Origin of the sequence: Bacillus mobilis (genome assembly GCF_001884045.1) — a bacterium.
Classification (GTDB): Bacteria; Bacillota; Bacilli; order Bacillales; family Bacillaceae_G; genus Bacillus_A; species Bacillus_A mobilis.
Genome location: NZ_MACF01000119.1, coordinates 180754 through 200988, shown reverse-complemented (window position 1 = coordinate 200988; position 20235 = coordinate 180754). Strand labels below are relative to the sequence as shown.

Genomic DNA, 20235 nt, shown 5'->3' with positions numbered 1-20235 from the left:
ATCTTGAAATGAAAACGAAGCGAAATAGACTATTGTATGCACTGTTTACTATCTTTGTAATTATTTTAGGTCTTAGCTCAAGAAAGTTAGCTTTTGCGTTACCTCAGCTATTAAACGAGTACTTAGGCGATGCTTTATGGGCATTGATGATTTTTACTGGATTCGGATTTTTATTTCCTAAAATAGAAACGAAGAAATTGGCTTTTATAAGTTTGCTATTTTGCTACGGGATTGAAGTGAGCCAATTGTATCATGCTGAATGGATAGATAGTATTCGTGCAACGACTTTAGGTGGACTTGTATTAGGTTACGGATTTTTGTGGAGTGATTTAGTTGCTTATACAATTGGTGTTGGAGTAGGATTTCTTTTTGAGTTTATATTACGGGAGAAATAAGAGATTTGGAAAAGGGGTATTCGTATATGAAGGGTATATTAGAAATTGTGAATTTTTGGTTTCTTGATAAAGATGTCACAATTACTAAACTACAATCAAACGTAACGAAGGTTCTTTGTAAGAATAAAGCATATATTCTAAAGGAAAAGGGATCAATAGAACAGCTTTTAGTTGAAATAAATGTATTAGAACAACTTGATGAAAAAGGAGTTAAATTACAAAGACTAGTGAATACGAGTAATAACGAAAGGTATGTATTTTATAAAGAGAAATATTATTGTGTGTATGAATACGTTGCTGGAAATGTGCTTGAAATAAAAGATACAGAAAATCTGAAACAGCTTGGAAGCACAATTGGAGAAGAAATAGCGTATTTACATCAAGCGCTTAATTCAATGGATAGTGAAAACGGGTTCGTAAAACGAGATTTATACAAGGTAGTATATGGTTGGGCTTTACCTATTTTAGAAAAGAATGAACATGTTCATCAGGATGTAATTCGAAAAATGAATCAAGTACATACAGATGTCAAGAAAAACGTCCACCCATTACGAAAACAAATCATTCATCGCGATATGCACTTATCGAATGTAATCTTTAAAGATAATGAATTTCAAGGATTTATAGATTTTGAACTGGTAGAAAAGAATATTAAAGTATTTGATTTATGCTATTGTTGTACGAGTATTTTGAGTGAGTTATATAGAGATGAAGAATTAAGAGGGAAGTGGCAACATATCATCAGCAAAATCTTTGAAGGATACAATAAACAATGCACTTTAACGAGAGAAGAGCTACAAGCGATTTGGTATGTTATGCTTTCTATTCAAATTATCTTTATTACTTATTTTGTTCAGATAAAAGATTTACTAAAATTAAATGAAGAGATGTTCTTTTGGATTTTTGCAAATAAAGAAGTTATTGAGGAATCAATAGAAAGGTTAGTACGAAAATGAAAAAAATAATATTAATAGGTTCTGGTGGTTCAGGAAAATCTACATTAGCAAGGCAATTAGGAAATAAATTAAATATTAAAGTACATCATCTTGATGCGTTATTTTGGAAACCAAATTGGGAGGGTGTACCGAAAGAGGAGCAAAGAAGGGTTCAAAATGAATTAGTTAAAGAAGATGAGTGGATTATTGATGGGAATTATGGCGGGACAATGGACATAAGAATTAACGCAGCTGATACAATTATCTTTCTTGATATTCATAGAACAATATGTGTTTATCGTGCTTTTAAAAGGATTGTACAATATCGGAATAAAACAAGACCGGATATGGGGGCTGGATGTGAGGAAAGGTTTGACTTGCAATTTTTTAAATGGATATGGGAATATCCTAAGACGAAACGACCTTCAATTTTAAAGAGGCTAAATCAATTGAGTAAAGATAAAGAAGTTATTATTTTAAAATCCTCAAATGAAGTAAGACTATTTTTAGAGAAGTACGATACCATAAATAGTTAGATTATAAAAAGAAGTAACATGGGGGGATCGGATTGAATAGATTCATCGGCCCGGTTGATTCTAATATGGTGAAAATTCCAGAAGGAAAAGTAGTATTAAGAGATGATCGAATTAAAAAAGAATGGCAAGTCCAAGTTAAACCATTTCTTCTAGCAAAGTACGTTGTAACGATGGAAGTATATGATGCGATTGCGAATCATAAACCAAATTTATTCAAAGATAAAAATAAACCAGTTGTAAATATTTCTTGGAATGATGCCATTGTATTTTGTAATTTACTTTCAAAAAAAGCAGGATTAAAAGAATATTATTCTATTAGTGATGATGGTCTAATTGTTAGTTGTAATTTAGATTCAATTGGCTACCGATTACCTTTTGAAGCAGAGTGGCAATATGCATGTAAAGCGGGAACTACTGGATACATATATGGAGATCTGAAAGGAATTGCTTGGTATAATGAAAATTCAGATGGACGTATTCATGAGGTCGGAAAAAAAGAGCCGAATGCATGGGGCTTGTATGATATGTTAGGAAACGTTTGGGAATGGTGCTATGATTTGTATGATGAAAAGGTATATGGATCGTACCGAATTTTCCGAGGCGGTAGTTGGGCTGAAGAAGCTAGAGGTTGTGGGGCGACTTGTCGCCGGCGTAGTCATCCTACATTTCATATAGATGATCTTGGATTCAGGCTTGCAAGGTCAATTTAATAAGAGCATGGTATATAACAAAGTGTTTGGAGAGTATTTATATTCTTAACATAATAGACAAGATTTGACGTAAGGAGTGTTCATAATGGCACGTGTTTTATTCATTAATACTGGATCAGAAGGACATATAAATCCAACATTGCAAGTCGTAGAAGAATTAGCTTCACGTGGGGAAGAGGTAATTTATTTTTCAATAGAATCTTTTAGAGAGCGTATTGAAAAGACAGGTGCTACTGTACGAACAATTGACGAGCAAAAGTTTATAAAAGCTTTTCTTTCCGGTGGTCGAAATTATTTATTAGAAAGAATTAACGGCCTTTTGCATACAGTGGATGTTGTGATACCTAGTGTTCTAGAGCAAATTGAAGGGGAACATTTTGATTATATTATTCACGATTCGATGTTTGGCTGTGGCCATATAATTTCTCAAATTCTAAAGCTTCCAGCAATAAATTCTTGTACATCTTTTGCACAGGATGAAAAAGCATTTGAACAAATGTTAGCCCACTTGTCTAAAAATATCCCAGTAGAAGATCAAGATAGGATATATAATGATTTTGAAAGCTTAACTAAGGGAATTGCGGAAAAATACGGAGTTAAAATAAACTCGCCGTATGAAGTTTTCTGTAATCCAGCGCCACTTACTGTTGTGTATACAATAAGGGAGTTCCAACCTTTTGGAGATATGTTTGATGAAACTTTTACATTTGTAGGTCCATCTATCTCTACGCAAGTAAAAAATGAAGAGTTTGATTTTACTGCAATTGAAGAAAAAAGCCCGATTTACATTTCACTAGGTACTGTTTTTAATGAATCGCTTGATTTTTATAAACTATGTATGAAGGCGTTTGAGAATAGAGATTATACAATTGTGATGTCTATTGGCAATAAAACGAAAATAAGTGATTTAGGTAAAATTCCTAAAAACTTCATTGTGAAAAATTATGTACCACAAACAAAACTACTTACATATACAAAGTTATTTATTACACACGGCGGGATGAACAGTACACATGAAGGACTATATAATGGGATTCCGCTTATTGTAATTCCGCAAAGTGCAGATCAGCCAGTTATCGCAAAGCAAGTGGAGAATCTTGGAGCTGGGGTTAAGTTGTCAATGAAGGAACTAACTGAAGAACAACTACGTGAAAGTGTAGAACTCATATTAAATAATCCGTCATTTAAAGAAGCTGCTTTGAATTTGAAGGAGTCTTTCCGAAAATCCGGTGGGTATAAACAAGCTGTTGATGAAATTTCTACATTTTTAGGTCAGTAATAAATAGAAAATTATACATGAGAAGAGTGTCTATATGAAATGATATAGACACTCTTCTTTTATATGAAGCGGAGAATTCGTTGTTTTGAAATGCTGAATATTCTGTTTTATAAATTCGGACCATAGTTTTACGTGTTACTAATGCTTTCATCATTTCTGCGCAACTTCTGCACATACTTTGATGATTTCTATGTCATGATATATTTATCAAGTGAAATATTTCACAAGAAATGAAATGTATTTTCACTGCGTTGTATACGTAATTAACACATACAACGATACAAGATTGTCTCTTGTTATTCTTTTACATCGAAGCCCACATTACACTACAAAGTATAACAAGAAGGGGACAGGAACATGAATAATCGATTTTTAAAACAACTACAAAGTATGAAAATGAACAAAAAAAGTCTAGGAGTTGTTGCATTAACAGCCGGAATTATTGGCTCGACACTTATTCCTCAAAATGCATACGCGCACGGTTTTGTTGAAAAGCCTGGCAGCCGATCTGCTTTATGTAGTCCAACTTATGGCGCACTAAATGTAAACTGCGGAAGTGTTATGTATGAACCGCAAAGCTTAGAAGCACCAAAAGGATTCCCGCAAGGTGGCCCAGTTGATGGACAAATCGCTTCTGCAGGCGGAAAATTTGGCGGTATTTTAGATCAGCAAACTGAAAATCGTTGGTTTAAAAATACAATCACAGGCGGGGAAAATTCTTTTACTTGGAAGTATACAGCGCCTCACTTAACGAGCAAATGGCATTACTATATTACAAAAAAAGGATGGAATCCCAATAAAGCGCTCACAAGGGCAGATTTTGAACCAATTGGAACTGTACAACATGATGGTTCTGCAGCCTCAAATCATTTAACTCACAAAATCAATGTACCTACTGATCGTAGTGGATATCATGTGATTTTAGCAGTATGGGATGTAGCTGATACAGCAAATGCATTCTATAATGTAATTGATGTTAATCTTATCAATGATGTGAAACCAGATATAGAGGCTCCAAGTAGTCCAAATGGAATTCAGGCACAAAAAGTAACAGCGAATAGTATAGAACTAACATGGAACCCTTCTACGGATAATGTAGGGGTAAAAGGGTATCAAATCTTCCGTAACGGAGAGATGATTGACACAGTACCAGGAACTCATTTTATTGATAAAAAATTAAAACCAAGTACAGAATATTCGTATACTGTAAAAGCAATTGACGCAGCTGGAAATGTTTCGAAAGAAAGTACAGCACTTACAGTGAAAACAACAGTTGAGGCTCCTGATACAGAAGCACCAACACAACCAAAAGGATTACATAGTATGGGAACGACAGTGTCAAGTGTAGACTTAATGTGGAGTCCATCTGACGATAATATTGGTGTAGACCATTACGATATTTATAGAGAAATAGAAGGATCAATGAAAAAGATTGCAACATCCAATACTACTTCTTATATGGATAAAAATTTACTCTCCAATACTACTTATAAATATGTAGTGAAAGCAGTTGATGTAGCTGGAAATGAATCTGTACAGAGTGATATTTTCACAATCACTACTAAAAATGAAAGCGTTTCATATGAAGAGTGGGATGCGAAGAAAGCATACGAAAAGGGAGATAGAGTACTACACGAAGGAAAAGTATATGAAGCAGTCCAGGGTTATCAAGGAAATGGGGATCCAAACTGGATTTATGCCTTATCATTATGGAAAACAGTGTAAGCTTTATCTAGGTATAAACTAAGAGATGTTGGGCTTTGATGCAAAAGGAAATCTTGAGAATTTACTTTTCTATCATTAAAAAAGGGTAATATATGAATTCATATATTACCCTTTTTATTATGATAATACTTTCGTCATGAGAACGTGCGGAATACCATCTTCCATAAATACTTCAGATGAGGTTTGATAGCCTAATTTTCCATAAAACCCTTCAGCTTGTGTTTGACCGTGTAGTTTTACTTTTGTGGATTCTTTGTCACGAGCAATTTCTTCTAACGCCTTAATTATTACTTTTCCTAATCCGTATTTACGATAGTCTTTTAATATACAAATACGTTCTAATTTTCCTGCGCCGTCAACAAATCGTATACGACCTGTACCTACAGGAAGCTCGTTATAATAAACTAAAATATGTTTACATTCCTCACCGATTTCATCGAATGTATCGAATTCATCCTCCAGAGGGACATTTTGTTCTTTTACAAATACTTCTTTTCGAATATGAAAGGCAGTTTCTAAATCTGTGAGTTCTGTTATGAGTTTGGAGTGCAATTTGTTCAGCCCTTTCTAATGTGATGTGCGTTTGTTTTCATAGTATATCATAATGCTACGCTATAAAGAGAAAATATAAAAAGCTGACTGTAAGAGTCAGCCTTCATTATAATTGCTTTATTCCATTTTTTGTTCCAATAATCGCCTTACTAGTCATATTAACAAATAACCCTGTTTCAACTACGCCTGTAATCATTTTTAATTGAGTATGTAAGTTGGCAGGATTAGATATGTCATGAGGGAATACACAATCAATAATCAAGTTATTATTATCGGTAATAAACGTTTCATTATTTTTTAAACGTAACGTTGTTTGACAACCTAAAGCTTGAATTTTACTTTCCGTTTGTTTCCATGAAAAAGGTGTAATTTCAACAGGTAATGGGAAAGTACCTAAATGCGTTACAAGTTTTGATTCATCAGCAATGATAATTAGTTCTTTAGAGGAAGTGGCAACGATTTTTTCGCGAAGTAATGCGCCGCCACCACCTTTTATTAATTGTAAATTTGAATCAATTTCATCTGCACCATCGATTGTGAGATCGAGTATACCAATTTCATTTAAGGGGATTAATGGAATAGATAACTGTTTAGCTAATACTTCCGTTTCTTTTGACGTTGGTACAGCTTGAATTGATAATCCTTCCTTTACACGCTCACCTAATTTTTGTATCAACCAATATACAGTAGAACCTGTACCAAGTCCAACTTTCATCCCATCTTTTACAAAGTTAGCAGCATATTCACCAGCAAGCTGTTTTAAATTCATCATATTATTCTGCTGGACGCGGGCCTGCATCAAGACCTGAATTTTCTACTGTAAGTATAGGGCGAACGACTATATCTTTATGTACGTGCATTTGGCATGATAAACGTAAGTGATCTTCAATTCCTTTTTCCGTAATCGCATTTTTTTCATTAGAATTCGCTTCACAAAACTCACCTGCTATAATTTCTACTCTACAAGTTGTGCAGCGGGCTTTCCCGCCGCAGCGATGGAGAATGTGTACACCGTTATCTTCAATCGCTAATACTAACTTTGTGCCTTCTTTTACATCAAAAGTTCCCGCACCTTCAATTGTTAATTTTGGCAAATTTGTTCCTCCTCACGTAATATTGTACATAACATATTTATGACCGCGAATTATTAAACATAAACATAATTTTTTTATATGCCCCGTAACTTTTTTATTTGTTGAATCGTTTATTAAGTAAGCGCTGAAAAGGAGTGGTTATTTTGTGCACAAAAGTAACTCATATTTTTAAAAATCATATCGATATGAATCATTCAAATATAAATTTTTTAATTGAGCAATACGGAGAATTGAAAAGGTACTGTACATTTTTAACGAAAAACAAGTGGGACGGCGAAGACCTTGCCCAAGAAACTGTTTGTAAAGTTCTTCAAAAATATAGTAATAAAGATATTTGTATGACACTTGTATATAAAATAGCTCGCAATCGCTGGATAGATCAGATGAAATCAAAATCAGTTCATGAAAAAATAAAGGGACAAATTACTTTTGAAGAACCACAAGAGAACATTGCAGATTTGCATGAAATGGTAGGAAAAGTATTATCGTCACTCAATGTACAACAATCCGCAATTTTATTATTAAAGGATGTTTTTCAATATAGTATCGCTGATATTGCTAAAGTATGTTCCATATCGGAAGGTGCAGTAAAAGCTTCTTTATTTCGGAGTAGAAATAGGCTGAAAACTGTAAGTGAAGAAGGGATTGAGATAGTCGAATTCACAGATGATATTGAAGTTGTAGTAACGTCTATTCGTGAGGAAAAGCCGGAATTGTTAACAAAGCTTCTTCCGACAATAGATTTTACTAAGTTACCATCTAAACAGCCAGTCTTATTATTTAATGCAAAAAAACCTTCTTCCTACAGTTGTATGCTTTGCGTGGCATAACAATTATTGGAGGGATTAAAAATGAATGCAATTCCATATGTAGTAGAACAAACGAAATTAGGAGAACGTTCCTATGATATATATTCAAGGTTATTAAAAGACCGCATTATTATTATCGGTTCAGAAATAAATGATCAAGTAGCAAGTAGTGTCGTAGCTCAATTATTATTTTTAGAAGCGGAAGATGCCGAGAAAGATATATTTTTATACATTAACAGCCCAGGCGGCTCAACGACAGCAGGTTTTGCCATATTAGATACGATGAATCTCATTAAACCAGATGTACAAACGCTATGTATGGGATTTGCAGCATCATTTGGTGCATTGTTATTATTATCAGGTGCAAAAGGGAAACGGTTTGCACTCCCTAATAGTGAAATTATGATTCACCAGCCACTAGGAGGTGCGCAAGGTCAGGCAACGGAAATTGAAATAACAGCAAAAAGAATACTAAAGTTAAAGCGTGATATTAATAAAATGATTGCAGAAAAAACAGGGCAATCAATTGAAAGAGTAGCACATGATACAGAAAGAGATTATTTTATGACTGCAGAAGAAGCGAAAGAATATGGGATTGTAGATGATGTTGTTACGAAAAAATAAGATAAAACAGGCTAGAGGATATGCTAATCCTCTAGCCTGTTTTGTTAATCTTTTACCCATTCATCAACTAGCGCTTGATTCTTTTTAATCCATTTTCGTGCCGCTTCTTCGGGATCTTTCGTTTTATTTAACTCGACCATTAATGTACCAAGTTGTTCATCATTCATTTTCCATTTGTCAAAGTATTTTATGATATCCGGATGATCTTTTTCGAAACCTTTACGAACAGAGTAATAAATGTCATCTTTTTCACCATATACTTTCTTAGGGTCTTTTAAATATTTTAAGTCAAATTCCGAAAAGCCCCAATGCGGATTCCAAAGCGTAACAGCGATTGGTTTCTTTTTCGTATATGCTTTCTTTAGTTCACTCATCATCGCAGCTTCAGAAGATTGGACAAGTTTTAGTTTAATATCATATTCCTTCATTGCTTTGTTCGTTAAATTCATAAGACTACTACCGGGTTCGATGCCAACAATTTTGTTATCTAGCTCATCTTTATGTGCATTTAAATCCTCAATACTGTTAATGTTTTTCATATAAGAAGGGACGACGAGGCCAAGTCCAGTACCTTCATACCATTTGGATTTTAAGACAATATCATCTTTATAACGAGCATTTAACGGTTTATCCGTAACGGGTAGCCATACTTCTAAATTAGCATCAACATCACCGCGAGCAACACCAGTCCAAATTGCTGCTTTTTCTAAATACATGAGTTCAACTTTGTAACCTTTTTGTTCTAATAAAACTTTCCACATGTTTGCCGTGGCAATGTTTTCTTTCCAACTTGTTACACCAAGTTTAATTTTTCCTTTCGAATTTGCATTTGTTGCATTACATGAAGAGAAAATCATAGTAATAAATAACGAAAGGCATATAAGCCATATTTTCTTTCTCATTGAAACCCTCCTAAGAAACGTTTGCCTTTTTAAATAAATGTATAAGTAAGCATTCTTATTATGAACGGAAACGAGAATTTTAAAGAAATCTTATGAATGTCATTTTTATGTAATATTTCTTTGCAAAATCGCAACACTATGTGAATAGATGGGTAGAAAAGGAGTAGTGACATGGATAATACAAAGGTGCGTGTTGAAAACGTAACAAAAGTATTTGGGAAACACCCGCAAAGAGCGCTTACTTTATTAAAAGAAGGAAAAAATAAATCGGAAATTTTGAAAGAGACAGGAATGAATGTTGGTGTAAAAAAGGCAACGTTTGAAGTATATACGGGAGAAATTTTTGTGATTATGGGGCTGTCTGGTAGCGGGAAATCTACGTTAGTTCGGATGTTAAATCAATTAATTAGACCAACAGCAGGGCATATATACATAGATGGTGAAGATATCGCGACGATGGGGAAAGAAGAGTTACGAAGAGTGAGAAGAACGAAAATGAGTATGGTGTTTCAAAAGTTCGCTTTATTTCCGCATCGTACAGTGATACAAAATGTTGCGTACGGATTAGAAATTCAAGGAGTTCCAGTAGAGGAACGAGAGCATAAAGCATTAGAATCGCTACAGTTAGTAGGACTTGATCATCATAAAGATAATTATCCAAGTCAACTTAGTGGCGGTATGCAACAGCGTGTTGGAATCGCAAGGGCATTAACAAATAATCCCGATGTATTGTTAATGGATGAGTCATTTAGTGCATTAGATCCACTTATTCGAAAAGAAATGCAAGATGAGCTGTTAGAATTACAAGATAAAATGGAAAAAACAATTATATTTATTACACATGATTTAGACGAAGCGCTTCGAATTGGAGATCGGATTGCATTAATGAAAGATGGAGAGATTGTTCAAATTGGAACGCCAGAAGAAATTATGATGAGTCCTGCCAATGAATTTGTCGAGAAGTTCGTGGCGGACGTGAATTTAGGAAAAGTCATTACGGCGGAATCTATTTTAAAACGACCAGAGACATTATTGATTGATCGTGGACCACGTGTAGCACTTCAAATTATGAGGAACGCTGGTGTATCAACTGTATATGTTGTTAACAAAAAGTATGAGTTTTTAGGTATATTAACTGCGGACGATGCAAGTAAAGCCGTTCAAAAACAGTGGCCAATTGCTGATTTATTACTTAACGATATCCCGCATGTGTATGTAGATACCTTACTTGAGGAAACATATGCAAAAATGGCAGAGATGAAATATCCGTTACCCGTAATTGATGAGAAGAAAAGACTAAGAGGAATTATTAAACGTGAAAGTGTCATTCAAGCTCTTGCAGGAAATATTGAGGAAGAGGTGAAAGACGATGAGTAGTATACCACGTATTCCATTAGGTGAATGGGTTGATTCATTTGTTGCAAGTTTATATGAGCACTTTGAAGGCTTATTCCGAGGGTTCTCTTATATTATCGGCGGATTCGTAGATTTACTCACTAATTTTTTAACAATAATACCAGCCATATTGATGATTATCATCCTTTGTTTCCTCATTTGGTACACAACGAGAAAAGTATCTTTAGTTATTTTTACACTGGTCGGTTTATTATTTATTTTAAATATTAACTACTGGGCACAAACGATGCAGACATTAGCACTCGTACTTACATCTGTTATTATTTCAATCATTGTAGGAATCCCAATCGGAATTTTAGCTTCTCAAAATGAACGCTTCTCAAAATTTTTAAAACCGACATTAGATTTTATGCAAACAATGCCGGCTTTCGTATATCTCATTCCTGCGATTACATTTTTCGGAGTAGGTGTAGTACCTGGGATTATTGCATCCGTAATCTTTGCAATGCCCCCGACAATTCGGTTTACTGACTTAGGAATTAGACAAGTTCCAGAAGATTTAATAGAAGCAGCGAATGCGTTTGGCTCTACCGCATCACAAAAATTATTTAAAGTACAATTACCACTCGCAACTGGAACGATCATGGCTGGTGTGAACCAAAGCATTATGCTTTCCTTATCTATGGTAGTAACAGCATCTCTTGTAGGGGCACCAGGTCTTGGGGTTGATGTATACCGCTCTGTAACACAGGTAAATATCGGAATGGGATTTGAAGCCGGACTAGCTATTGTTGTCATTGCGATTATATTAGACCGCATTACACAAGGATTTCATCAAAAAAGAAGATAACAAAAAAACACACTTTATTATACAAAGTGTGTTTTTTATTTGAATAAATTACATACGAACAATGACAGAACCACCAGCTGGTGCACAAACTTGGTTTTGTTGCTGTTCCATTGATTTAATTAAATGATTATTTTCTTCGATTAATGAGATTAATTTCGCTAATTGGCTTTCAAGACTTGCGATACGTTGCATCATATATTGTGAATCATGATGCAATGTATTCCTTACGGGATGGGGGGAATACACATATTGTTGATTTATATTTGGATTCCAATGAGGATGCATTTGAATCGTTCCTCCTTAAATAAATTACTGGTCTTTCTTATAGTAAATGCCTATATATATTCAATGGTTACTTGAATTTTTTTCATTATAAAAGGAGTATGTACAGAAAATAGAAAATATTATAAGTGAAGTTAAAGTAGATTTTTTAGAAATATTCAAGTGAGATAGTGAGTATATTAATACATTCAAGTAAGTGTATGTTATTTAGGGAGAAATGATGGGAGGAGATGCAATTTTGGCTAAAAATAATAAAAGAAATGACGCATTGGCAATAGGTATCGGTATAGGGGTTGTAATCGGTGTGTTTCAAGGGTACTTTACAAATAATTTAGTAATCGGAATTGTGATAGGGATTGTAATTGGCGTTGCATTTTTGAAGAAATAGTGAGCATTAAATTTATTTAAAAAATCGCTTCATTAAAAGAAAGAATTTTCGGAATGCAAATCCTGTTTTTCCTTTTTTTGTGATATTATAAATAAAAAGGATGGTGATGGATATGTCAACAAACAATCAAGTAGAGCAAAACTGCTTTATTTGCGAAAAACATAGAGGAAACATTACAGTTCCAGGTGGAGCTATTTACGAAGATGAACTCGTTTACGTTGGACATGTCCACTGGGATAGGGAAGAAACATACCTTGGTTATGTAATGATAGATATAAAAAGACATGTACCTGGCCTTGCTGAACTAACAGATGAAGAAGCAAAAACGTTCGGACTTATAACAAGTAGAGTAAGTAAAGCGCTAAAAGAAAGTGAAGGTGCAGAACATATTTACACTTTTGTTTCAGGGAATGGTGTACCACATATGCATATGCACATCATCTCGCGTTATCCAAATACACCCAAAGAGTTTTGGTCACCAACTGAAGTAGCGAAATGGACTGGTGCGCCATACGGTGACGCAGAGAAAATCAAAAAACTATGCGAAAGAATACGAAAGTATATGGTGAGTGAATATGCATACAACAAATAATAGACAATATTCATGGGTTGGAAATAAGAAGATGTATTTAGACGAAGTTTCAGTAAAACAATATGGTGATATCGTACTCGGTACATATGGCGGGAATATAAGTGCCGGAGCAAAAAAGAATGAAGATGGTGCGTTAGTTTGGTCGAATGATGATTGGGAATTTGCAGCCATTTTAGATGGACATAATAGTGTGGAAAGTGTTGATTTAGTAGTAAATACAATCCAAAAAGAATATGAAAATATAAAAGCAATGATGAATGAATCAATTGATACAGTATTTCGATCTGTTGAAAATCATATACTTACAATTTTTCAGTCCTCTTCCTTTAAAGAAAAGTGCCAAAAAATTAAAGGTGAAACAGCTTGCTTAATATGTGTAAGAAAAGAAAATTATATATGGTGGTTATCTATTGGCGATTGCCTCATTTATGTATTTCATGAAGAATTACATAAGTTAGGACAATATGCATTAAATCAGCGTCATTTTTATGAATGGATTGGAAATGTAAACACATTTCATTTACCAGTTCCTTGCTATTCAACAGGAGTTCGTGAATTACGTACTGGAAAGAATCGAATTGTAATGGTTACAGATGGAGTATTAGAATGCGGGAAACGACACTATGAAACACCATTAAATCTGTATAACGATATGAATAGAAATATAATAGAGCTTGAAGAAAGTGTTCAGCATGTATTAGAACATGTTCATCATCAATTCGGACGAGATAGTGCGACAATTATTAGTTGGGACGTAGAGAACAAAATGAGTACTACGTATCCGAGTGATCAGCCGGAGAAAATCCAGACTATAAGATAAAGGAGGTGATCTCTCTAATGCATGTGAAAGTAATTGTATTAGTTTTATGGATCATATTCTTATTTGTTTTAGAAAATATAGTGAGAAAAAGGCTAAATATACCGAAACAAACAGGATGGAATAATAAATATGTAAATAAGCTGCATAAATGGGGAAACAGGATTATTATTTTTTCGTATATAGTGGTTATAATTATATGCTCTTCTCTTTCGAACCCTCTCTACATGGGCTTCCTACCCTTTCTGTTTTTAATTACGTTGTATAGTTTCGAATCGTATATGGAATGGAAATATGATAGAGAATCAAGGGAGTTTTTGATGTCCTTAGGCGGAGTTGTATCACTATTGATAACGGGGATAATTCTATATTTCCTTATTTAATACGTATTGATTAAGATACTCTGGCAATATCATAAAATGAGCAATTATAGGGAGAGAAGAAATGAAAAGTCCTCAATTACGTGCTGAAGTAATGATTTTAAATGAAGATCGTTCTGAAGTACTTGTACAATGTGATTTAAGTGAAACATTTTATCGTTTTCCAGGCGGTTCTATCGAATTTGGTGAAACTGTAAAAGAATCGATAATACGAGAATTAATGGAAGAATACGATTTGAAGATTTATGTTCAAGAATTAGCCGTTGTAAATGAGCATATTTTTGAGTGGAACAACGAAAAAGGACATCATTGCACATTGATACATTGGGGGACTGTTAAAGAGAGAATTACAAATGAAATAAGACATAAAGAATATGAGGATATTATATTAATTTGGAAAAGTATAAATGAATTAAAGGAGAAGCGCACATATCCTGAAGGGATTGTAAGCTATTTAGAAGAGGATAACCGTAATATAGTCCACTTTATTTCTAAAAATATATAAGGTAATAGGGGGGATCACTATGGGAAGCTCTACTTTTTGGATACTAATTTTCGTTTTTTGCATAGTTGGCTATTTTTTCGATAAGTACTTGAGAAAAAAATTGGATATGCCAAAGAGTCGTTTTTGGGGATATAAGCATGTGAATAGCCTGCATGTAAAATTGGAAGTAGGACTATTTATAATTTATTTAATAACTAGTTTTATTTATATATATAAATTCGAAAACGCTAATATTGGATATGCTATTATTACTTATTTAGGGGTAACATGGATTTTAAGATCATGGATGGAATGGAAGTATGATAGAGAGTCGAAAGAATATATATTTTCGATAATCGGACTAGTTTCATTTATAGTTATGTTCTTAATATTATTTTATATCGTTCCACCTGCTGCATAATAAAGTGACTATTTAGAAGATACTAGCTATCATGTAATCCACTTTACTTTAAATAATGCAACGTAGTAATAGGAGGGGATTAAACATGTGGAATTCTACAGTTTGGATAATCATTATAGGAATTGCTATAGGTGGTTATTTTTTAGAACAATTTTTAAGAAGAAAGTTGAATATGGAGAAGAGAGGTTTCTTTGGATATAAGCATGTAAATAGCTTGCATGTAAAATTGGAAATTGGATTATTTATAATTTATTTTGTAAGTAGTATGATTTATGTTAATAGCGATGAAAATGCAAACATAGGGTATGCCTTTTTCATTTTTTTACAACATTATGGACGTTACGCGCATGGATGGAATGGAAATTTGATAGAGAATCGAAAGAATACATCCTTTCAACAATCGGTTTACTTGCATTTGTAGTTATGATTTCATTGCTACTTTACTTCGATCCAATTTCAGTATAAAAGTAAGTCTATAGAAATAAATAAGAAACCATTTACTACTAAATGGTTTCTTATTTAAATTCATCATTTATCCCACTTTAATGGGCAGTAAGACCCCCACCTCAAAATTCAACGTAAGCAAAGAAGTTAGGTGGGGGATCAACTGCCCATTAAAGTCCGATTGGTGAGGGCTAATAATCAGTGGGGGATGAACAAAACCCCCACTGATTAAAGTTTCACTTTATTTTGGATAATATGGATGTAACGAAATTAGTTTTATCCTCTGCATATTGATGTTTATCATTAGGATTTGCCTGTGAAAGTTGAATCTTTAACTGTTCATACTGTATACGAGAAGTTTTGTTGTTTATTAAGTAATCTCTGAATTGTAATTGCTCTAATAAATATGTATTTCCTTGTTCATACATATGAATTTGATGAGTTCTTGGCTCTCCTTTATTAAAATAGTATCGTTCAGGTAGTACATCTTTTCTATATTTATAGTTAAGTAATTCTAACTTTTTAATGCATTTTAAGCCATCCTTATAATCTTCTAATTCGATTGCTATATCAATAATAGGTTTTGCGCTTAAATGTGGAATAGAGGTACTACCAATATGGTGTATCGCTAAAATATGTTCGCCAATTTGTTCCTCAATGAATTGTTTCTCTTTCATAAACTCAATTTGCCATTCTTCAGTCCACGGAACTAAAAACACTTGTCCAAATGGTAAACCTAGCATTTAATTCGCACCTCTTTCAAAATGGTTTTCAAAAGTCTATTACATTTTCTTAAAGGTTCTCAAAACAATGTATTCCCACAATCCCCAAGGAAGAATCTTCTTCGAAAAGATCATGAATTTTACACCTTTTCCAATTGGATAGCGTAAATTCGTACGCTTAGATTCAGCGATTTCTACGATTTTATTTGCAACATCTATCGGATTACCAAACGTATCACTACCGCTATTAATATGTTTTTGTATTTTATCCATATATTCTTTGTAAGGAGAAGATGTATCAGCTTGGTTTTTAGCTAGTTGTTTACCAACTTCCCAAATATTTGTGTTATAAGAACCTGGTTCTATTAAAGCAACATCTATTCCGAACGGTTTTACTTCTAAACGAAGAGATTCACTCCAGCCTTCTAATGCATATTTTGAAGAAACGTAAGGAGATAGACCAGGGAATCCAACTTGACCACTGATGCTGCTTATATTAATGATTTTTCCACTTTTTTGTACTCTCATATAAGGTAATACAAGTTGAGTAATTGATATAGCTCCAAATAGATTCGTTTCAAATTGTTTACGGTATTCCTCTACTGGAATTTCTTCTACAAAGCCCCCATTTGCATATCCTGCATTATTAATGAGAAGGTCTACTCTGCTTATTTCTTGTAAATACAATTGAAAGTTATGTATAGAGTTTTGGTCGGTTACATCTAATTGCTGAATTTTTATGTTTTGTTGTAAGTTGAGTTTAGTAGCTTGAGATATTAAATCTTCTTGTTTATTAAGGTTTCGCATTGTAGCAATGACTAAATAGTCTTTTTTTGCAAGTTCAAGTGTAGTTAATAGTCCGAATCCACTTGAGGCTCCTGTAATAATTGCGATTTTTTTATTCATTTTTTGCTCGCTTTCTTTTTCTTTTATCATAACGAATTGTATAGCGAATAGCTATTTATTGTATAAAGACATTTGTTATAATTGAAAAATATTATCAATTAATTAATGGTTTATTTATAAAAGGAGTGTGGATTTCATGAGGACTAACGGTTTTCATGATATTTTTCATAAATATTTTCATGAATTACAAATGGAAGATGAGAGACATATGTATGTACCAAATATATTAGGTAAAGGAGAAATACGAAGATGGACGTCGTTTTCTGGAATGGAAATTGTGTTATCAAACTTTCAATTCCATAATAATCACCATATTCAGTTTGCATCAGATGCAGCAATGGTGGAACTTAATTTTTGTTTGCAAGGTTTTGCGGAGGTGCAAGTAGGTCATTCTTCGTATGAATTAAAGACTGGAAATAGCTATTTATATTTTATGAATGATTTTGAAGTGTTATTTGAATATGAAAATGAGAAGCCTCTATATTCATTAGCTATTGGAATCCCTGTACCATTATTTAATCATTTTATGTTGGATTATACGGATGAAGGAATGCTTAATTTTTACTCTATATTAGGTAATAACTCATTTAAAAAGTTGCAAAGTCCAATTGACTCTCTATCAGCTAATATTATTTCAAAAATGATAGATTTTCCACATCAAGAACGTATATATCAACTAGAAATGGAAAGTAAAGTGCTTGAATTACTCTCCATACATTTTGGTAAGTTTTTGTTAAAGGATCGTAATGAAATAAAAAGAAGAGTTTTATCAAAAAGTGATATAAATAAAATAAAACGTGCTGAAGAAATATTAATGCAGCGGATGGAATTACCACCATCATTATTAGAACTAGCTAAGTTAGTAGGATTAAATGATTATAAATTAAAACTGGGATTTAAAGAGTTATTTGGTACATCTGCATTTGCATATTTAAGAGAACAGCGAATGGAACGGGCAATGTTTTTATTACGTTCCGGAACTAGTAATGTAACTGAAACGGCAATCACTGTTGGGTACAAAAATATAAGTCATTTTTCAGAGTCATTTAAAAAGAAATATGGAATAAAACCTTCTGAAATTTTACGTATATATTAAAAATCCGCTATACCGTAAACTCCTCCGTTATTTGGTAGTTGTATTTTGTATTGGTCAGTATAATTACATTCAACATCCAATTGCAAATAACTATTTATGGAGGAATTTAAATGAATGAACGGAATGAACATCACTTTTGGGTATTTGTATTAATAGGAATGTTCCTTATTATAACAACAACCGGTTTTGCACGTATGGCATATGGAATTATATTGCCATTTATGCAAGAGGGACTTCACTTATCTACAGCCCAATCAGGTATGTTAGGAACTATACTTTTTTTAGGCTATTTATTAACTGTAGGAACATCTGGAATATTTACTATCCGTTTTGGCGCAAAATCCATTTTATTAATAGGGAGTTGGCTTGTTGTTGTAAGCTTATTGGGATTAGCTTTTGTTTATTCATTTTGGCTAGTCGCTATTTGTATGCTATGTGCTGGAGCTGGTAGTGCTTTAGTATATACACCACTCATGTCAATAACGGTAGGGTGGTTTCCAGGTAAAAGAGGAACTGTAATGGGGCTGTTACTAAGCGGTGCTGGAATAGGTATGCTATTTAGTGGAATAATTGTTCCTTATGTAGTACGTGCATTTCCCGAGTATAGTTGGCGCGGTGTATGGTTTTTGTTTGGAGTTATTACATGTATCGTAGTATGTATCGCTTCAATTATTTTGAAAAATCCTGATGTAACCGAAGATGAGGAGAAAAGGAATCATAAATCGTTTTTATGGAAAACAAAAGAACTATATGTTATTGCATGGATGTATTTTATTGTGGGCATTGTTTACTTAATCCCGAATTTATATCAAACTAGTTTTATGATTGATAGTGGTATTTCGGCATCAATGTCAGGAACCATTTATGCAATTGCCGGTATGTTTTCAATAGTAGGAGCTCCTATCTGGGGATTGATTTCAGATCGGATTGGCATAAAGAAAACGTTATGTAGTGCACTTTTATTAGCGGTAATAGGTGATGTGGTGCCAATTCTTTTTGAAAACATAATGGGTTTTATCGTATCGGCAATAATTTGGGGTTCTAGCCTCGGTGGTATCCTTTTATTAATACAAGTTGCAGCATCAAAGCAAGTATCCCAAAAGTATGTATCAATGGCAATTAGTTTTATATCTGTTTTTTATGCAATTGGTCAAATGATTGGACCAGGACTTGCAGGCTGGATTATTGGAACAAGTGGCTATACAGCTGCTTATGGATTAGGTGCGTTTGGTTTCTTTATATGTATATGTATGGGATTGCGTTTAAAAAGAGGAAATCTTACAAACTCAGCGTATTTAGAGAAGTGAGTATTGTCATAAAATGAAGCTTTTTTAAGGAGGGACGTAAAGTGGTACATGTGAAAGATGTATTAGCAGATCAATTATTAGCGAATGCGAACGATCCCAGTTGGTATATGCCATTTTCAGATGCTGTGAAAGATCTATCTGAGAGAGAAGCTTTCTGGAAACCGAATGAAGAGAGTAATAGTATAGCTGAAATTGTACAACATTTATTGTATTGGAACTCAACGTGGCAAACTAGGTATAAAGAATCGAATGTGAATGCCGTGCCCGCTATTGGTGATAATAACAAAAGTTTTATGCTTTCAGATAATCAATCATTCGATGAGTTAAGAGAAAAACTACTAGAGAAACTGTTACAATGGCAAAAGCTTATAAATGAAGAGAAGGTTGAAAGCGATGTAGTTGGATTTCCCGTAAATGCGAAGTGGTGGGAAGTGCTTAGTAATGTAACGACTCATAATGCTTATCATATTGGTCAAATTATTTACATCCGAAAATTACAGAAAAGTTTTGATAATGAATAAGATCGTAATTCTCAAATTAGGTGAACAAAAGTGGACAAAACGAGACATAAGTCTCATTTTGTCCACTTTTTTATTTTGAAAGGAAAGAGAAAAGCCATGAAATCAATG

26 protein-coding genes and 1 pseudogene are annotated in these 20235 nt (G+C 33.6%); 20 read left to right on the top strand and 7 right to left on the bottom strand.

The window, feature by feature from the left end:
- Positions 1 to 8 precede the first annotated feature (8 nt).
- The 6 genes from BAQ44_RS20630 (at position 9) to BAQ44_RS20605 (ending at position 5580) form a co-directional block, all read left to right on the top strand.
- Entirely contained in the window at positions 9 to 395 is a 387-nt protein-coding gene (locus BAQ44_RS20630) for a ribosomal maturation YjgA family protein (RefSeq protein WP_071723419.1), read from the top strand.
- A gap of 26 nt (positions 396 to 421) precedes the next feature.
- On the top strand, positions 422 to 1351 hold the full coding sequence (locus tag BAQ44_RS20625; protein WP_071723417.1) for a phosphotransferase enzyme family protein: 930 nt from the start codon (positions 422 to 424) through the stop codon (positions 1349 to 1351).
- Complete coding sequence (locus BAQ44_RS20620; RefSeq protein WP_063263090.1) at positions 1348 to 1866, top strand: DNA topology modulation protein; 519 nt, start codon at positions 1348 to 1350, stop codon at positions 1864 to 1866. The genes BAQ44_RS20625 and BAQ44_RS20620 overlap by 4 nt, the downstream gene beginning before the upstream one ends.
- Before the next feature lie 32 nt (positions 1867 to 1898).
- Complete coding sequence (locus BAQ44_RS20615) at positions 1899 to 2576, top strand: formylglycine-generating enzyme family protein (protein WP_169833834.1); 678 nt, start codon at positions 1899 to 1901, stop codon at positions 2574 to 2576.
- A gap of 85 nt (positions 2577 to 2661) precedes the next feature.
- A complete protein-coding gene (locus BAQ44_RS20610) occupies positions 2662 to 3855 on the top strand; it encodes a macrolide family glycosyltransferase (protein ID WP_071723415.1) in 1194 nt (397 codons plus the stop codon).
- A gap of 357 nt (positions 3856 to 4212) precedes the next feature.
- Positions 4213 to 5580, top strand: coding sequence for a lytic polysaccharide monooxygenase (locus BAQ44_RS20605; protein WP_071723413.1), 1368 nt, complete (start codon positions 4213 to 4215; stop codon positions 5578 to 5580).
- Positions 5581 to 5697: 117 nt separating this feature from the next.
- Here BAQ44_RS20605 and BAQ44_RS20600 read toward each other — a convergent pair whose 3' ends face one another.
- From BAQ44_RS20600 to BAQ44_RS20590, 3 genes are all read right to left on the bottom strand, one after another.
- The gene (locus BAQ44_RS20600; RefSeq protein WP_061679749.1) at positions 5698 to 6132 is read right to left on the bottom strand and encodes a GNAT family N-acetyltransferase; all 435 of its coding nucleotides are present in this window, start codon (positions 6130 to 6132) and stop codon (positions 5698 to 5700) included.
- Between the two features lie 106 nt (positions 6133 to 6238).
- Positions 6239 to 6901 (bottom strand): ribose 5-phosphate isomerase A, encoded by a 663-nt coding sequence (gene rpiA / locus BAQ44_RS20595; protein ID WP_071723829.1) that lies wholly within the window; start codon positions 6899 to 6901, stop codon positions 6239 to 6241.
- A gap of 4 nt (positions 6902 to 6905) precedes the next feature.
- Positions 6906 to 7226, bottom strand: coding sequence for a 2Fe-2S iron-sulfur cluster-binding protein (locus tag BAQ44_RS20590; protein WP_063263086.1), 321 nt, complete (start codon positions 7224 to 7226; stop codon positions 6906 to 6908).
- A 143-nt stretch (positions 7227 to 7369) separates the two neighbouring features.
- On the opposite strand from BAQ44_RS20590, the gene BAQ44_RS20585 reads away from it, so the two are divergent.
- On the top strand, positions 7370 to 8056 hold the full coding sequence (locus BAQ44_RS20585) for an RNA polymerase subunit sigma-70 (RefSeq protein WP_071723410.1): 687 nt from the start codon (positions 7370 to 7372) through the stop codon (positions 8054 to 8056).
- A 21-nt stretch (positions 8057 to 8077) separates the two neighbouring features.
- Complete coding sequence (gene clpP / locus BAQ44_RS20580; protein WP_071723406.1) at positions 8078 to 8659, top strand: ATP-dependent Clp endopeptidase proteolytic subunit ClpP; 582 nt, start codon at positions 8078 to 8080, stop codon at positions 8657 to 8659.
- Between the two features lie 44 nt (positions 8660 to 8703).
- On the opposite strand, the gene BAQ44_RS20575 is transcribed toward clpP, so the two are convergent.
- Complete coding sequence (locus tag BAQ44_RS20575; protein ID WP_061679754.1) at positions 8704 to 9561, bottom strand: glycine betaine ABC transporter substrate-binding protein; 858 nt, start codon at positions 9559 to 9561, stop codon at positions 8704 to 8706.
- A 171-nt stretch (positions 9562 to 9732) separates the two neighbouring features.
- Between BAQ44_RS20575 and BAQ44_RS20570 the strand changes: the two genes are divergently transcribed.
- Both BAQ44_RS20570 and BAQ44_RS20565 read left to right on the top strand, forming a co-directional pair.
- The gene (locus BAQ44_RS20570; protein WP_071723404.1) at positions 9733 to 10938 is read left to right on the top strand and encodes a quaternary amine ABC transporter ATP-binding protein; all 1206 of its coding nucleotides are present in this window, start codon (positions 9733 to 9735) and stop codon (positions 10936 to 10938) included.
- Positions 10931 to 11767, top strand: coding sequence for an ABC transporter permease (locus BAQ44_RS20565; RefSeq protein ID WP_063263082.1), 837 nt, complete (start codon positions 10931 to 10933; stop codon positions 11765 to 11767). The genes BAQ44_RS20570 and BAQ44_RS20565 overlap by 8 nt, the downstream gene beginning before the upstream one ends.
- Positions 11768 to 11815: 48 nt before the next feature.
- On the opposite strand, the gene BAQ44_RS30500 is transcribed toward BAQ44_RS20565, so the two are convergent.
- A complete protein-coding gene (locus BAQ44_RS30500; protein ID WP_002147404.1) occupies positions 11816 to 12052 on the bottom strand; it encodes a hypothetical protein in 237 nt (78 codons plus the stop codon).
- A gap of 217 nt (positions 12053 to 12269) precedes the next feature.
- Here BAQ44_RS30500 and BAQ44_RS20555 point away from each other — a divergent pair, with 217 nt between their 5' ends.
- The 7 genes and pseudogenes from BAQ44_RS20555 (at position 12270) to BAQ44_RS20525 (ending at position 15596) form a co-directional block, all read left to right on the top strand.
- Entirely contained in the window at positions 12270 to 12437 is a 168-nt protein-coding gene (locus BAQ44_RS20555; RefSeq protein ID WP_071723402.1) for a glycine zipper domain-containing protein, read from the top strand.
- A 100-nt stretch (positions 12438 to 12537) separates the two neighbouring features.
- Positions 12538 to 13029, top strand: a complete 492-nt coding sequence (locus BAQ44_RS20550) for an HIT family protein (RefSeq protein WP_312754010.1) — start codon at positions 12538 to 12540, stop codon at positions 13027 to 13029.
- Positions 13013 to 13849, top strand: a complete 837-nt coding sequence (locus BAQ44_RS20545; protein ID WP_084669592.1) for a PP2C family serine/threonine-protein phosphatase — start codon at positions 13013 to 13015, stop codon at positions 13847 to 13849. The genes BAQ44_RS20550 and BAQ44_RS20545 overlap by 17 nt, the downstream gene beginning before the upstream one ends.
- A 17-nt stretch (positions 13850 to 13866) precedes the next feature.
- Positions 13867 to 14229 (top strand): DUF4181 domain-containing protein, encoded by a 363-nt coding sequence (locus tag BAQ44_RS20540; RefSeq protein ID WP_063263078.1) that lies wholly within the window; start codon positions 13867 to 13869, stop codon positions 14227 to 14229.
- Between the two features lie 61 nt (positions 14230 to 14290).
- The gene (locus BAQ44_RS20535) at positions 14291 to 14731 is read left to right on the top strand and encodes an NUDIX domain-containing protein (RefSeq protein WP_063263077.1); all 441 of its coding nucleotides are present in this window, start codon (positions 14291 to 14293) and stop codon (positions 14729 to 14731) included.
- 19 nt (positions 14732 to 14750) lie between these two features.
- Complete coding sequence (locus BAQ44_RS20530) at positions 14751 to 15131, top strand: DUF4181 domain-containing protein (RefSeq protein WP_063263076.1); 381 nt, start codon at positions 14751 to 14753, stop codon at positions 15129 to 15131.
- Between the two features lie 85 nt (positions 15132 to 15216).
- Positions 15217 to 15596: pseudogene (locus BAQ44_RS20525) on the top strand (DUF4181 domain-containing protein).
- A 215-nt stretch (positions 15597 to 15811) separates the two neighbouring features.
- On the opposite strand, the gene BAQ44_RS20520 reads toward BAQ44_RS20525, so the two are convergent.
- Both BAQ44_RS20520 and BAQ44_RS20515 read right to left on the bottom strand, forming a co-directional pair.
- Complete coding sequence (locus BAQ44_RS20520; protein WP_071723397.1) at positions 15812 to 16318, bottom strand: GrpB family protein; 507 nt, start codon at positions 16316 to 16318, stop codon at positions 15812 to 15814.
- Positions 16319 to 16357: 39 nt separating this feature from the next.
- Entirely contained in the window at positions 16358 to 17203 is an 846-nt protein-coding gene (locus tag BAQ44_RS20515; protein WP_211274099.1) for an oxidoreductase, read from the bottom strand.
- Positions 17204 to 17339: 136 nt separating this feature from the next.
- Between BAQ44_RS20515 and BAQ44_RS20510 the strand changes: the two genes are divergently transcribed.
- The 3 genes from BAQ44_RS20510 to BAQ44_RS20500 all read left to right on the top strand — a co-directional run bounded on the left by BAQ44_RS20510 (position 17340) and on the right by BAQ44_RS20500 (position 20127).
- The gene (locus BAQ44_RS20510) at positions 17340 to 18299 is read left to right on the top strand and encodes an AraC family transcriptional regulator (protein WP_071723393.1); all 960 of its coding nucleotides are present in this window, start codon (positions 17340 to 17342) and stop codon (positions 18297 to 18299) included.
- Positions 18300 to 18409: 110 nt separating this feature from the next.
- Positions 18410 to 19606, top strand: coding sequence for an MFS transporter (locus tag BAQ44_RS20505; protein WP_071723391.1), 1197 nt, complete (start codon positions 18410 to 18412; stop codon positions 19604 to 19606).
- 41 nt (positions 19607 to 19647) lie between these two features.
- Positions 19648 to 20127, top strand: coding sequence for a DinB family protein (locus BAQ44_RS20500; protein ID WP_071723389.1), 480 nt, complete (start codon positions 19648 to 19650; stop codon positions 20125 to 20127).
- Positions 20128 to 20235: the final 108 nt, after the last annotated feature.

Bases quoted from the DNA above. Each gene is read 5' to 3' on its own strand.
- BAQ44_RS20630 (WP_071723419.1), top strand. From the start codon at position 9: ATGAAAACGAAGCGAAATAGACTATTGTATGCACTGTTTACTATCTTT.
- BAQ44_RS20625 (WP_071723417.1), top strand. From the start codon at position 422: ATGAAGGGTATATTAGAAATTGTGAATTTTTGGTTTCTTGATAAAGAT.
- BAQ44_RS20620 (WP_063263090.1), top strand. From the start codon at position 1,348: ATGAAAAAAATAATATTAATAGGTTCTGGTGGTTCAGGAAAATCTACA.
- BAQ44_RS20610 (WP_071723415.1), top strand. From the start codon at position 2,662: ATGGCACGTGTTTTATTCATTAATACTGGATCAGAAGGACATATAAAT.
- BAQ44_RS20605 (WP_071723413.1), top strand. From the start codon at position 4,213: ATGAATAATCGATTTTTAAAACAACTACAAAGTATGAAAATGAACAAA.
- rpiA (WP_071723829.1), bottom strand. From the start codon at position 6,901: ATGAATTTAAAACAGCTTGCTGGTGAATATGCTGCTAACTTTGTAAAA.
- clpP (WP_071723406.1), top strand. From the start codon at position 8,078: ATGAATGCAATTCCATATGTAGTAGAACAAACGAAATTAGGAGAACGT.
- BAQ44_RS20575 (WP_061679754.1), bottom strand. From the start codon at position 9,561: ATGAGAAAGAAAATATGGCTTATATGCCTTTCGTTATTTATTACTATG.
- BAQ44_RS20570 (WP_071723404.1), top strand. From the start codon at position 9,733: ATGGATAATACAAAGGTGCGTGTTGAAAACGTAACAAAAGTATTTGGG.
- BAQ44_RS20565 (WP_063263082.1), top strand. From the start codon at position 10,931: ATGAGTAGTATACCACGTATTCCATTAGGTGAATGGGTTGATTCATTT.
- BAQ44_RS30500 (WP_002147404.1), bottom strand. From the start codon at position 12,052: ATGCATCCTCATTGGAATCCAAATATAAATCAACAATATGTGTATTCC.
- BAQ44_RS20555 (WP_071723402.1), top strand. From the start codon at position 12,270: ATGGGAGGAGATGCAATTTTGGCTAAAAATAATAAAAGAAATGACGCA.
- BAQ44_RS20550 (WP_312754010.1), top strand. From the start codon at position 12,538: ATGGTGATGGATATGTCAACAAACAATCAAGTAGAGCAAAACTGCTTT.
- BAQ44_RS20545 (WP_084669592.1), top strand. From the start codon at position 13,013: ATGCATACAACAAATAATAGACAATATTCATGGGTTGGAAATAAGAAG.
- BAQ44_RS20540 (WP_063263078.1), top strand. From the start codon at position 13,867: ATGCATGTGAAAGTAATTGTATTAGTTTTATGGATCATATTCTTATTT.
- BAQ44_RS20535 (WP_063263077.1), top strand. From the start codon at position 14,291: ATGAAAAGTCCTCAATTACGTGCTGAAGTAATGATTTTAAATGAAGAT.
- BAQ44_RS20530 (WP_063263076.1), top strand. From the start codon at position 14,751: ATGGGAAGCTCTACTTTTTGGATACTAATTTTCGTTTTTTGCATAGTT.
- BAQ44_RS20520 (WP_071723397.1), bottom strand. From the start codon at position 16,318: ATGCTAGGTTTACCATTTGGACAAGTGTTTTTAGTTCCGTGGACTGAA.
- BAQ44_RS20515 (WP_211274099.1), bottom strand. From the start codon at position 17,203: ATGAATAAAAAAATCGCAATTATTACAGGAGCCTCAAGTGGATTCGGA.
- BAQ44_RS20510 (WP_071723393.1), top strand. From the start codon at position 17,340: ATGAGGACTAACGGTTTTCATGATATTTTTCATAAATATTTTCATGAA.
- BAQ44_RS20505 (WP_071723391.1), top strand. From the start codon at position 18,410: ATGAATGAACGGAATGAACATCACTTTTGGGTATTTGTATTAATAGGA.